11 protein-coding genes are annotated in these 12720 nt (G+C 70.5%); 7 read left to right on the top strand and 4 right to left on the bottom strand.

Going from position 1 to position 12720, the window contains the following annotated elements; all coding sequences use genetic code 11:
- Positions 1 to 134 precede the first annotated feature (134 nt).
- Together BLP95_RS02345 and BLP95_RS02340 are read right to left on the bottom strand one after the other, a co-directional pair.
- On the bottom strand, positions 135 to 1490 hold the full coding sequence (locus BLP95_RS02345; protein ID WP_089676898.1) for a purine-cytosine permease family protein: 1356 nt from the start codon (positions 1488 to 1490) through the stop codon (positions 135 to 137).
- 376 nt (positions 1491 to 1866) lie between these two features.
- Positions 1867 to 2505, bottom strand: coding sequence for a class I SAM-dependent methyltransferase (locus BLP95_RS02340; protein WP_089676745.1), 639 nt, complete (start codon positions 2503 to 2505; stop codon positions 1867 to 1869).
- Between the two features lie 75 nt (positions 2506 to 2580).
- On the opposite strand from BLP95_RS02340, the gene BLP95_RS02335 reads away from it, so the two are divergent.
- From BLP95_RS02335 to BLP95_RS02325, 3 genes are all read left to right on the top strand, one after another.
- On the top strand, positions 2581 to 2997 hold the full coding sequence (locus BLP95_RS02335) for a VOC family protein (RefSeq protein ID WP_089676742.1): 417 nt from the start codon (positions 2581 to 2583) through the stop codon (positions 2995 to 2997).
- A 76-nt stretch (positions 2998 to 3073) separates the two neighbouring features.
- Positions 3074 to 3451: a DUF4870 family protein gene (locus BLP95_RS02330; RefSeq protein WP_089676740.1), complete on the top strand. Its 378-nt coding sequence runs from the start codon at positions 3074 to 3076 to the stop codon at positions 3449 to 3451.
- A gap of 5 nt (positions 3452 to 3456) precedes the next feature.
- The gene (locus BLP95_RS02325; protein WP_089676738.1) at positions 3457 to 4386 is read left to right on the top strand and encodes a lysophospholipid acyltransferase family protein; all 930 of its coding nucleotides are present in this window, start codon (positions 3457 to 3459) and stop codon (positions 4384 to 4386) included.
- A 40-nt stretch (positions 4387 to 4426) separates the two neighbouring features.
- Here the strand turns inward: BLP95_RS02325 and BLP95_RS02320 are convergent, their stop codons facing one another.
- Together BLP95_RS02320 and BLP95_RS02315 are read right to left on the bottom strand one after the other, a co-directional pair.
- Positions 4427 to 5845 (bottom strand): mannose-1-phosphate guanylyltransferase/mannose-6-phosphate isomerase, encoded by a 1419-nt coding sequence (locus tag BLP95_RS02320; RefSeq protein WP_089676736.1) that lies wholly within the window; start codon positions 5843 to 5845, stop codon positions 4427 to 4429.
- A complete protein-coding gene (locus BLP95_RS02315; protein ID WP_089676734.1) occupies positions 5842 to 7410 on the bottom strand; it encodes an alkaline phosphatase family protein in 1569 nt (522 codons plus the stop codon). The genes BLP95_RS02320 and BLP95_RS02315 overlap by 4 nt, the downstream gene beginning before the upstream one ends.
- Before the next feature lie 183 nt (positions 7411 to 7593).
- On the opposite strand from BLP95_RS02315, the gene BLP95_RS02310 reads away from it, so the two are divergent.
- From BLP95_RS02310 to BLP95_RS02295, 4 genes are read left to right on the top strand one after another with little or no spacing between them, the layout of a single operon-like run.
- On the top strand, positions 7594 to 9156 hold the full coding sequence (locus tag BLP95_RS02310; RefSeq protein ID WP_089676732.1) for an OpgD/OpgG family glucan biosynthesis protein: 1563 nt from the start codon (positions 7594 to 7596) through the stop codon (positions 9154 to 9156).
- Positions 9128 to 11086, top strand: coding sequence for a glucans biosynthesis glucosyltransferase MdoH (gene mdoH, locus BLP95_RS02305; RefSeq protein WP_089676730.1), 1959 nt, complete (start codon positions 9128 to 9130; stop codon positions 11084 to 11086). The genes BLP95_RS02310 and mdoH overlap by 29 nt, the downstream gene beginning before the upstream one ends.
- Positions 11083 to 11889 (top strand): FkbM family methyltransferase, encoded by an 807-nt coding sequence (locus BLP95_RS02300; RefSeq protein WP_089676728.1) that lies wholly within the window; start codon positions 11083 to 11085, stop codon positions 11887 to 11889. The genes mdoH and BLP95_RS02300 overlap by 4 nt, the downstream gene beginning before the upstream one ends.
- On the top strand, positions 11886 to 12713 hold the full coding sequence (locus BLP95_RS02295) for a creatininase family protein (RefSeq protein ID WP_089676726.1): 828 nt from the start codon (positions 11886 to 11888) through the stop codon (positions 12711 to 12713). Before BLP95_RS02300 ends, BLP95_RS02295 begins: the two co-directional genes overlap by 4 nt.
- Positions 12714 to 12720: the final 7 nt, after the last annotated feature.

The raw sequence follows: 12720 nt of genomic DNA, 5'->3' as shown, positions 1-12720 counted from the left end.
TTGTTTTATTTATCTTTCCGTTTCGGCAATATGAGCGACCACCTTGGATCATGTTTCTATAATCAGGTGATTAACAATCGCGAATGATGCAATCCTGAAAGATTCAGTCGCGACCGATCTGACCATCCGGGACCTTACAGCTTCTGGAGGCTGGCCACGTACCACTCCGCCTTGGCGAAACGCAAGCCCAGTGAGTAGGTCATGTAGGCACAAAGGAAGGTGACCGGCGCGGAGAACCCAGAGACCGAAGGAAGTTGCATGATCACGATGCCTACCAGCGCGGCTCCGCACCAGGCCATCAACCCACAGGGGTTAAAGGCAGGGATATAGGCGTTATCCAGTTCAACATGGCCATTGAAGCGGTCCTGATAGGTGCGGGACAGAATGTGCGCCAGAGCGACTCCTACCCACGCCACCACAAAGACTCCCTGATAGGCCAGAGCCTGAAGAATGTAGGAGAAGACATCCGCCATCATAAGCACATAAGCGATCACGCCTATCATGCAGCCCGCCAGCACCTTGGACAGGCGAATCCCCGTCACCTTGCGTACAAAGGATTCGAAGTTGACGGTCGCGAGATAGAAGTTGGCCGTATTGATACGGCTCTGGGTCACCCAGACCAGCAGCAGCCCCCCAACTCCCATCAACTCCAGCAGGCCCAGGACGATGGAGGCCTCGGATAGCCCATCCGTGGGTATCATGGAATCGAGAAGGATGCCGACAACACCGCTGAACAGGAAGGTCATGGCATAGAAAGGAACGCCGAAAGTGATGCGGGCATGAAACCCGGAGTCCTTCTTGCGCCCAAAGCGTGCATAATCGAAGGTGAACATCATCAGCACCCAGACGCCCATGTAGTAGGCAAAGGTGTGCAACCAACCCAAGGGAGAAGCTCCTCCCTCCGGTACACGGGTCAACCAACCCGACGGATAACCGAACTCCGCCACGGCCATGCCAACCGCAACCAGCATGCCAATCACATAGACTGGCAGCAGGACGCCATTAAACTTATCCAGCCAGTGTTGCACGCTACCGAATATCAAGGCGACGCCGAATATCACCACGATCGCCGTGGCCAACGGCATGGAGAGGCTTCCACTCCACTCCGACAGCACCAGTGCCATCACATAACCTTCAAACACCGCGTAGTAGAGGGCGGTTGCAAAGAATATCAGCGTCGCCACGACGGCACCGAAGTGGCCGAAAAGCACCTTCGAGAAAAGCGCAACGGTCAACCCCGTCTTCATAGAGTAACGGCTGATGATGCCATTGATCAGGCCATAGGCAATCACCGTCAAGACAATACCCAGCAAGGCATTAGCAGTTCCATAAGTACGCGCCATGGCGGCTGCCACCACCATATAAAAGATCGCGCTGCATACCGCCCACCAGGCCATCATCAGATTAGCAAGCGGCATCCTGCCTTCTGCCGGAACGGGGCGTTCAGAAAAATCGAGGTCTTGAGCCTCACTATTCGTGGTTTCTTTCATCATTTTTCTCCATTGTTATTGTGTGCCCTGTTGTTTCACGCTTAGTCATTGATACTTCGTCAGCATGTAAGCCACACAGGGAAAGACCAATAAACCACCGGGCCAGACGATCTCGCATGCACGACTATTATTATTGAATTGCCATCTCGGTCTGATAACCGGTCGGTACGAATACACAATAGGCACGAAGAGCAGAGAAGCGTTTGTCGTGAGATGCACTGTCGATTGGCATGGAGTGCACCCCGCCGAGCGTCATGGGGATACACAAAGGCCACTTCCGCTCAGCTGATCATTAGTCGGAAAGAGAAGAGTTAACTTTATTAGAGTTATCTATGTAACTTGTGACACGGGGGATGCCTGGATCGTCGCCGACCGGTCAGCGCCGCTGCAGCAGGGCGACGTCGGCGGCGGGAAACTCGACGGTCATGTCGAGCGTATCGGCCAGCCAGCGGAAGCTCGCCGCGCTGAAGAAGGCCACATGGGTGGGGTCGAGGATGTAGTGCCAGCGGGCGAAGGCCTCGCGGTCGCCGGCACGCTTGGTCATCAGCCCCAGCCAGCCGCCGGGGCGCAGCATGGCGGCCAGGCGGGCGAGCGTCTCGCCGGGGGCGAAGAGGTGCTCGACGACCTCGCTGGCGGTGATGAAGTCATAGGTCGCATCGAGGACCGACACGTCAGGCGCATAGAAGGGGTCGTAGATCGCCATGGGATGGCCCGCCTCCTCGAACATCACCGACAGGGTCGGCCCCGGCCCGGCGCCGAAGTCCAGCCCCCGCGCCCCGGGGGCAAGGCGCTCGCACAGCGGCGCGAAGAGGCGCGACAGGAAACGCCGATAGCCCGGGTCGTCCGGCGAGTTCTGGTGCTGGTCGTAGACCGCGCGCTCCTCGGCCGCGGAGAGCCGGAAGGCGGGCGGCACGAACACCAGGTCGCAGCGCCGGCAGCGGTGGTAGTCGCGCCGAGCATCACGGTGGAAGTGCGGCGCATCCTCGGCGGCGCATAGCGGGCAGGTCGGCATCATCGTATCCTCTGGGGCAGAACCCTTTTCGCCTGAATCATCCCTCAAGGCCAGAAACATCCCTCTAAGGAGAGACGAATGCTGTCAGGTCTGGACCATCTGGTCATCACCGTGACCGACATTTCCCGAGCGGTCGACTTCTACTCCCGGGTGCTGGGGCTGGAGGTGCGCTACCGCGACCGCGAGCGCGTCGACCTGATCCTCGGCGACCTGGCCCTGCGCCTGCACTGGACCGCCACCGATATCGAGCCCCGCGCCGCCACCCCCACCCCCGGCAGCCTGGACCTCTGCCTGCGCAGCCTGCTGCCGCTGGACGAGGTCGCCGATCACCTGGCGGCGCTGGAGGTGGAGGTCGAGCTCGGCCCCGTGGAGCGCCAGGGCGCCACCGGCCCCATCGAGTCGCTCTACCTGCGCGACCCCGACGGCAACCTGCTGGAGATCAGCCGCCCCCTACGTAGCAAGGAGTCCGGCGGCAAGGAGCCCGCCACCGCCTGAACCGGCGGTGGCATTGCCGCCCGTGCCGGGTATCATGGGCGGCGCCGAAACCCTTAGCCTCCAGGACGCTGTCCCCATGAGCGACAACCTGCAGAACGACCACGTGATCATCGAATCCCCCAAGCCCGTCGACACCACCCTGCCCATGGTGATCTACGCCCTCTACCTGGCGAGCATCGTCACCGGCGGGCTCACCGCCCTGGTCGGGGTGGTGATCGCCTACGTCTACCAGGGCAAGGGACCGGAGTGGCTCGACCGCCACTACCGCTACCAGATCCGCACCTTCTGGATCGGCCTGCTCTACTTCTGCGTCTCCGGCGTACTGATGTTCGTGCTGATCGGCTTCGTGCTGTGGCTGGTGGCCGTGGTGTGGCTGGTGATCCGCTGCGTGAAGGGCTTCAAGGGGCTGCAGGAGAAGCGCTCCCCCGACAACCTCGAGACCTGGCTGGTATAGGCCCGATGGGCAAGGCCGCTTCCCGCTCAAGCGCCCTCCAGGCCCGCGCCATCGCCACCCTGTGGCGGGTACTGGCCGGCCGCCGCCTCGCCACCCTGTGGCGCCTGGCCCGCCTCGTGGGGCCGCTGGTGCACCGTTTCAGCCGCCGCGAGCGCGAGGTCACCGCGGCCAACCTGGCCGCGGTCTACCCGGACCGGGGCGCCGACGAGCGCCGCCGCCTGGCACGGCAGAGCCTGACCCACTCAGCCGCCACCATGCTGGAGATCGGCTTCGCCTGGCAGGGCGCGCCCGAGCGGGTCGAGGCCTCGATACTCGCCGTGCACGGCCGCGAGCTGCTCGACGAGGCCCGCGCCGAGGGGCGCGGGGTGATCGTGCTGGCCCCCCACTTCGGCAACTGGGAGGTGCTCAACTTCTGGCTCTCCAGCCACTTCCCCTTCACCGCCATGTACGAGCCGCCCAAGATCGCCGAGCTCGACGCCGTGACCCGCGCCGGACGCGAGCGCATGGGGGCGAGCCTGGTGCCCACCAACCCCCGCGGCGTGGCCGCCCTGCTCAAGGCACTCAAGCGAAGCGAGGCGATCGGCATCCTGCCCGACCAGGAGCCCGACTGGGGCAGCGGCGTGTTCGCGCCCTTCTTCGGCCGCCTCGCCTATACCGCCACCCTGCTGCCCAAGCTGGTCGCCCGCACCCAGGCCCGGGTGGTCACCGGGGTGGCCAGGCGCCTCCCCGGCCGGGGCTTCGAGATCCACTTCCTGCCCGCCGACGAGCGGGTCTACGCGGCCGACGAGGCCGAGTCCGCCACCGGCGTCAACGCCTGCGTGGAGGCCGCCATCGCCCTGGATCCGGCCCAGTACCAGTGGGAGTACAAGCGCTACCGCAAGGTGATCCAGGAGCAGGAGGGGCACCCCGAGCACCGCCGCTTCCGGATCTACTGACCGGGCCTTCTCCTTCGCAACCCGCCGCTGCCAGCCGCCGCTACTCGCCGTCGCGATCCCGCCCGTAGCGGTCGTCCAGGCGCACGATGTCGTCCTCGCCGAGGTAGCTGCCGGACTGCACCTCGATCAGCTCCAGGGGGATCAGCCCGGGGTTCTCCAGGCAGTGGACCCGCCCCACGGGGATGAAGGTCGACTCGTTCTCCCCCACCAGGAAGGTCGTCTCGTCCAGGGTCACCCGGGCGGTGCCGCGCACCACCACCCAGTGCTCGGCGCGATGGTGATGGAGTTGACGCGACAGCCGTGCGCCGGGGCGCACCGTGATGTGCTTGACCTGGTGGCGCTCGCCGCCATCCACCGTGGCGTAGTGTCCCCAGGGGCGGAAGACCATGGCGGCCTGGCGGGTCTCCGCGCGGCCCTCGGCCTCGAGGCTTGCCACCAGTCCGCGCAGCGCCTGGCTGCTGGCGCGGTCGGCCACCAGCACCGCGTCGTCGGTCTCCACCACCACCAGGTCCTTGACCCCCAGGGTCGCCACCAGCCGCGATTCGGCGTGCACCAGCAGCCCCCGGCTCGCCTCGCACAGCACGTCGCCGCGCAGGGCGTTGTCGTTCTCGTCACGGGGCAGCACCTCCCACAACGCCTGCCAGGAGCCGATGTCGCTCCACCCGGCGGCGAGCGGCACCATGGCCGCCCGGTCGGTGCGCTCCATCACCGCCACGTCGAGGGAGTCCGCGGGACAGGCCAGGAAGGCGTCCCGGCCGGGGCGCAGGAAGTCCAGGTCGGCGGCGGCGTCCGCCAGGGCCGCACGACAGGCGTCGAGGATCGCCGGGGCGTGGCGGGCCAGCGCCGCCAGGACGTCCGCCGGGCGCAGCACGAAGATGCCGCTGTTCCAGTAGTGGTCGCCGGCGGCCAGGAAGACCGCGGCGTGCCGGGCATCGGGCTTCTCCACGAAGCGCGCCACCGCGACGCCCTCGCCTCCCAGGGACTCCCCCGCCTGGAGGTAGCCGTAGCCGGTCTCGGCACGGGTCGGCACCACGCCGAAGGTGACCAGGTGACCCCGCTCGGCCAGGCGCACGGCGTCGGCCACCGCCTCGCGGAAGGCGGCCGCGTCGCCCAGGTGGTGGTCCGAGGGCAGCACCAGCAGCGGCCCCTTGCGCCCCTCTCGCTCGGCCAGCAGCGCCGCCAGGGCGACGGCCGGGGCGGTGCCGCGCCCCTCGGGCTCGAGCAGCAGTGTCGCCTCCTCCACCCCGGCCTGGCGAAGCTGCTCGGCGGCCAGGAAGCGATGCGCCTCGTGGCAGACGACGATGGGTGGGGCGAGGGGCAGCCCCTCGAGCCTGGCCAGGGTAGCGGCCAGCAGGCTGCCGTCCTGCTCCAGGGCGAGGAACTGCTTGGGGCGCGCCCGGCGCGACAGCGGCCAGAGCCGCACGCCGTTGCCGCCGGCCAGGATCACGGGGGTCATCATGGGCCAAAGTCCTCGTGCAGCCAGCCGCGCAGGGCCTCGAGCCCGGCCAGCGGCACCCGGGTGTCCGGGTGCATGCCAGGCACGAAGCCGCGGGACAGGAAGGGCTCGACCAGGGCGGCATCGCCGCTGATCACGTGGACCGGCACGCCGTAGCCGGCCTGTTCGCCGACGATCAGCGGCGCCGACGGGTGGTCGCCGAGCAGCACCAGCAGGGTGTCGTCGTCGACGAAGGCCTCCGCCCAGCGGGTGCCGGCAGCGACCGAATAATCGATCGCCCGGGCGTAGTGCTCGCGCACCCGCGCCAGGTCCTGCCACAGGACGTCGGGGGCGGGGCCGGCGTCGGCCCAGCGCCGGAAGATGCGGCCGTCGCCCACCGCCTCCCAGTCGTCGAGCAGCGGCAGGATCGGCGTCCAGGGGGCATGGCTCGAGATCAGCGCCACCTGGGCGAACAGCGGCGCCTCGCTGGGCCAACGCAGGCGCCGCTCCAGGTAGTGCAGGGTGAACTGGTCGGGCATGGTCACCCAGTTCAGCGGCGGTCCGGCGTAGTCGATATCCGCCGCGGCATGGATCTCGTCGAAGCCGTAGGCCTTGCCCTCGGGCCAGGCGAGGGTGATGGCGGGCATCAGGGTCGCGCTGCGGTGCCCGGTGGCACGCAGGTCGTCCACCAGGGTGGTCCGGTCGCTGGCCAGCATCAGGCGGTACCAGAGCGAGTTGTCGATGGCGAGCCCGCCCAGCACGCTGGCGTGGGCGAGCCAGGACTGGCCGCCGCGGATCGGTGCGGCCAGCACCCCGCTGGCCACCGTGAGCCCGGCCTCGGCCAGCCGCCGGGCGGCCTCGGCGAGCCGCGGCCGCACGACCTCGGCGAAGGGGGCATCGAACAGCGCCGCGGCACCATAGGACTCCACGAACACCAGCAGCAGGTCGCGCCCGGCCAGCCCCGGCAGCGGCGTGGCCCGGCCGGGAGCCGCCGCCAGGCGCGCGGCGAAGTCGCGGCGGGCGCGCTGGGTCGCCACCCGCTGCTCGGCCTGGAAGCGCAGGGTGTCCATGGCCGGCGCCCGCGCCACTGGCAGCCAGCGCTGGTGATGCCACTGGGCCGCCAGCAGGAAGAGGCTCACCGCCAGCGCCAGCCCCGCCACCCCGCGGCCCAGGGCCCCCGGCGTTACGCCCTGGACCAGGCCCAGGCCGCGGTTCAGCCCCCAGCCACCGACGACGACCAGTGCCACGGCGAGCGCCACGACAGCCCAGGCCAGGAGGTCGCCCAGGTTGCCCTCCAGCAGGTGGAGCACCGAGCGCAGCAGGGGCAGGTCCAGGGTGAGGTTGAGCGGGCGCCCGAAGGCGAGGTGGGTAGCCGCATCGCCCAGCCCGGCGAGCAGGGCCATCAGCACCGCCAGGGTCAGCACCGGGCGCAGCCAGGCGAAGCGACCGGCCGGCAGCAGCACCAGCAGGGCCACCACCAGCACCGCCTCAAGGGCCAGCCAGCGGGTGTCGATCGCCCCGAAGCGCACCCACAGGGGTACCAGCAGCAGCACATTGAGCAGGACGGCGAGGCCCAGCAGACGCGGCATCAGGGTGGCTCCTGGGGGCGGGTGAAGGGGAACGCGCTTCCTGACTCAGGGTAGCCCATGGCATGCCATGTACTTATGAACCATTATGTACAAGACTTGTACCACAATGCAGCGTGGCGGTGCCACGTGCAGGATCCGCCATCCGTGACGACACTGAGTCAGCAACCCCGGGAGAGACGCGCCATGCCCCCGAGACCCATCGCCGGCCTGGTCACCGGCCTCGCTCTGCTGCTGGCGGCGACCTCCCCTGCCGTCGCCGCCACCGCCCCCGAGGCGGTCGAGGCGCTCTTCACCAGGGTCACCGAAGACGCCCAGGCGCTGGCGGCGCGGCCCCATGACCCCGGCACGGCGGCACTGCCCGCCGCGCTGCGCGACCTGGACTATGACACCTATCGCCAGATCCGCTTCCGCCCCGAGGCCGCCCTGTGGCGCGACGCGGGGCGCTTCACGGTGCAGCTCTTCCACACCGGCTTCCTGTTCGATGCCCCGGTGCGGCTCAACAGCGTGGAGGCTGGCGAGGTGATCCCGCTCGACTTCGACCCCGAGCGCTTCCGCTACGACGACGCGGCCGCCGGGCTGGTGCAGCAGGACCTCGCCGGCGCCGGCCATGCCGGCTTTCGCCTGCACTTCCCCCTCAACCGCGCCGCGGTCCAGGACGAGTTCGCCGTCTTCCTGGGCGCCTCCTACTTCCGACTGGTGGGGCGCGGCCAGGGCTATGGCCTCTCCGCCCGCGGGCTGGCCATCGACACCGCCCGGCCCCGCGGCGAGGAGTTCCCGGCCTTCCGCGAGTTCTGGCTGGTCCGCCCGGCCCCGGAGGCGACCCGCATGACGGTGCTGGCCCTGCTCGACAGCCCCTCGCTGGCCGGCGCCTACCGCTTCGACATCGCCCCGGGACGCGACATCGAGGTGGAGGTGACCGCCCGGCTCTTCGCCCGCCGCGACGTGGAGACCCTGGGCATCGCACCCCTGACCAGCATGTTCGCCCACGGCGACACCACCCCGCGGGCCGTGGATGACCATCGCCCGGCGGTGCACGACTCCGACGGCCTGCTGGTGCTCACCGGCGAGGAGGAGTGGATCTGGCGCCCGCTCACCAACCCGCAGGCGCTGCGCGTCTCGGCGCTGCTCGACCGCGATCCCGGGGGCTTCGGGCTGGTGCAGCGGGCCCGCGATTTCGCCCACTACCTGGACCTGGAGGCCCGCTACGAGCGTCGCCCCAGCCAGTGGGTGGAGCCCCTCGAGCCCTGGGGAGCGGGCCGCGTGCAGCTGGTGGAGATCCCTGCCCCGGACGAGACCCACGACAACATCGTCGCCTTCTGGGTGAGCGACACCCCGCTGCGGGCCGGCGAGGCACGCGAGCTGCGCTACCGCACCCATACCTTCTCAGCCGAGCCGGCCGGTGCCCCGCCGGCCCGGGTCATCCGCACCCGTCAGGGCTGGGGCGGGGTGCCTGGCGACCCCGACCCGCCGCCGCGCAGCCGTCGCCACTTCCTGGTCGACTTCGCCGGCGGCGAGCTCGAGGGGCTGGCCGGCGACCAGCCGGTGACGGCCGAGCTCACCGCGAGCCGCGGCGAAGTCCACCACCTGCAGGCACGCCCCCTTCCGGAGGGACGCGGCTGGCGTGCCTCCTTCCGCCTCGACCCCGAGGGCGACGCCCCCAGCGACCTGCGCCTGCGACTGCGCCTGCACGGCGAGGTGATCAGCGAGACCTGGAACCATGTCTGGCATCCCGACGAACGGCGCTAGCCTCGGCCTGGGGCGCGGACGCGGCGCCGCCGGGCGGCTGCCGGGGCTAGCCGCGCGCCGGCTGCTGCTGGCCGTCCTGGTGGGGCTGACCACCCTGACCGGGGCGGGGCTGATGGCCCAAGTGCTGTGGCTGGACGGCTTGCCCCCCCTGCGCGTGGCGATCCTGGTCCTCTTCACCCTCACCTTCGCCTGGATCGCCGTAGGTTTCTGGACCGCCGTGGCCGGCTGCCTGCTGCTGCTGGCCGACCGCGACCCCCTGACCCTGAAGCGTCGCCCGCGGGTCGCCGAGGAGGCTCGGCTGCCGATCAGCCGGCGCACGGTGCTGGCCATGCCGATCCACAACGAGGCCCCCGCCCAGGTGGTCGCCGCCCTCTCGGCCACCGCCGAATCGCTGATCGCCACCGGCGAGGCGCGCCACTTCACCCTCTTCGTGCTCAGCGACACCACCGACCCCGCCATCGCCACGGCCGAGGCTCAGGCCATCGCCGCCCTGCAGCAGCGCCTCCGCGGACGCCTGGCCCTGCACTACCGCCGACGCCCCGACAACGCCGGGCGCAAGGCGGGCAACCTCGCCGAATTCTGTCGCCGCTGGGGGGCGGCCTTCGATTTCATGGTGGTGCTCGACGCCGACAGCCGCCTGTCCGGCGAGACGGTGCTGGGACTGGTGCGCGCCCTGCAGGCCCGCCCCAGGGTCGCGCTGGTCCAGACGGTGCCGCTGCCGGTGCGCCAGGTCACCCTGTTCGGGCGCCTCTCGCAGTTCGCCGCCAGCCTCTACGCTCCCATGCTGGCCACCGGCCAGAGCGCCTGGCAGGGCGACGCCGCCAACTACTGGGGGCACAATGCCATCCTGCGCCTTAGGCCCTTCATGGACCACGCCGGCCTGCCCCGCCTGCCCGGCAAGGCGCCGCTGGGCGGCGAGATCCTCAGCCACGACTTCGTCGAGGCCGCCCTGCTGCGCCGTGCCGGCTGGGAGGTGGAGCTCGAGACGCGCCTGCCGGGCAGTTTCGAGGAGATGCCCGGCAACCTGCTCGACTACGCCCGGCGCGACCGCCGCTGGACCCAGGGCAACCTGCAGCACCTGCGCCTGCTGGGGGCACCCGGCCTGCATGCCATGAGCCGGCTGCACTTCCTGCTGGGCGCCATGGCCTTCGTCTCTTCGCTGCTGTGGCTCGCCATCCTGCTCGCCGGCAGCCTGGACGCGGTGCTGCTCGCCCAGCGCGAGCCCGCCTACTTCACCGCCGGCGAGCAGCTCTTCCCGCTCTGGCCCCGGGCCCGGCCGGAGCTGATCACCGCCCTGCTGGCACTGACCGCCAGCCTGCTGCTGCTGCCCAAGGGGCTCGGCCTGCTGCTCGCCCTGGGGCGGCGCGCCGCCGGCCACGGCGGACGGGCTCGCCTGGTGATGAGCGCCCTGCTGGAGGCGGTCGCCGCCATCCTGCTGGCGCCCATCATGATGGCCTTCCACAGCGCCTTCGTGCTCGGCGTGCTCACCGGCACCAGCGTCGACTGGGGCGCCCAGCCCCGCGAGGGGCGCGCCGTGCCCTGGCGTGCCGCGCTGCGACACGCCGCCCCCTTCGCCCTGCTCGGCGGGCTGTGGATCGCCCTGATCCGGTGGCAGGCGCCGCTGCTCCTCGCCTGGCTGGCGCCGGTCTGGGTGGGCCTGCTGCTGGCGCCGCTGCTGGTGCGCGCCAGCGGCAGCCGCCGCGCCGCCGCCTGGCTGGACCGCATCGGCCTGCTGCGCACCCCGGAGGCCGACGCCCATGGCGACCTGCTCGGGGAGACGCCGGCGCCGCAGGCCGCCGCGTCGGCCCCCTGGCCGCCGCCCCCGGAGTGCCCCGGCGAGATGCCAAGCCAGATACTGAATCGCGCCAAGTCTGTAGCTCCTGACTCTGGTGAGGGGCGCCGGGGGCAGGCCGATGAGGAGATGGGATGAAAGCCGTCTTGTTTACGGCCCGCCTGCGCCAGGGTCTCGGGCTCGCCCGCTCGCTGGTCATCTACTGGCGGCCGGGACGCCAGCGGGGGCTGCGCCGCCTCTACGCCGACTTCGTCGGCCCCGGCGACCTGGCCTTCGACGTCGGCGCCCACCTGGGCGATCGCACCGCGGCCTTCCAGGCCCTGGGGGCTCGGGTGGTGGCCCTGGAGCCCCAGCCTGGCCCCTTCCGCTGGCTGGGCTGGCTGGTGGGTGGCCGGGCCGGCGTCACCCTGTTGCCCCTCGCCGCGGGTGCCGCCCCCGGCGAGGCGCGGCTCGCGGTGAGCGAGGCCAACCCCACCGTCTCCACCCTGGCCGATGAGTGGCGCACCACCATCGGGGCGCACAACCCGGGCTTCCGCGAGGTACGCTGGGAGGGCCAGCAGCGCGTGACCGTGACCACCCTGGACGCGCTGATCGCCGAGCATGGCGTGCCACGCTTCTGCAAGATCGACGTGGAGGGCTTTGAAGCCGAGGTGCTGGCGGGGCTCTCCACGCCGCTTCCGGGCGTCTCGGTGGAGTTCGTGGCCGGCGCCCTGGGGGTGGCCGAGCGCTGCGTGACACGCCTGGCCGCGCTGGGCGACTATCGCTTCAACGCCATCGAGGGGGAACGCCGGGCGTTCCGCTGGGCCGAGTGGCGCGACGCCGAGGCCACCCTCGCCTGGCTCGCCGGGGGCGCCGACGGCCTCGCCTCCGGTGACCTCTACGCGCGGCTGACCGCACCCGATGACACCCCCGCCGACGCCAACCGGGAGCCCCCTGCATGACAGAAGCCAACACCCCGCCGGACTTCCCCCGCTGGCAAGCGCTGACCACAGCGGAGCTCGCCGCCCTGCCTGAGGAGAGCGTGGCGGTGATGGCGCTCGGCGCCATCGAGCAGCACGGCGCCCACCTGCCGCTCTCCACCGACCTCGACATCGCCGAGGGGCTGCTGGCCGCCGCCCTGGCGCGGCTGCCCGCGGGCTTCCCGCTGGTGCAGCTGCCCGCCCTGGCGGTGGGGGCCAGCGACGAGCACCTCGCCTTCCCCGGCACGCTGAGCCTCCCGCCAGAGCTGGCCATCGCCACCCTGGAGGCCCACGGCGAGGCGGTGGCCCGGGCCGGCTTCCAGCGCCTGGTGTGGCTCAATGCCCACGGCGGCAACAAGGCGGTCATGGACCTGGCCGCCCTGCGGCTGCGTCGCCGCCACGGCCTGCTGGTGGTCAAGGTCCATTACATGCGCATGCCGCTGCCGGAGGGGCTGCCCGAGGCGACTCTGCCCGCCGAGGAACGTCGCCATGGGCTGCATGGCGGGGCGCTGGAGACCGCCCTGATGCGCCACCTGGCGCCGGAGAAGGTGCGCCTCGCGTATCTCGACCACCCCATCTCCCGGGGGCAGGCCATGGCCGACGAGAGCCAGCTGCTGGGGCCCGAGGGCGAGGCCGCCTTCGCCTGGCTGGCCGAGGACCTGCATCCCGGGGGCGTCGTCGGCAACGCCCCGCTGGGAACGGCAGCGCTGGGCGAACGCCTGGTGGCGCACTATGCCGAACGCATCGCCCGTATCCTGCAGGAGACCCGGGCGATGCGCCTCGAGCGGATCCACGGCGGGCCCTGACGCCTGC

Origin of the sequence: Halomonas shengliensis, from assembly GCF_900104135.1 — a bacterium.
Classification (GTDB): Bacteria; Pseudomonadota; Gammaproteobacteria; order Pseudomonadales; family Halomonadaceae; genus Halomonas; species Halomonas shengliensis.
This window is presented reverse-complemented; position numbering and strand designations above follow the sequence as displayed.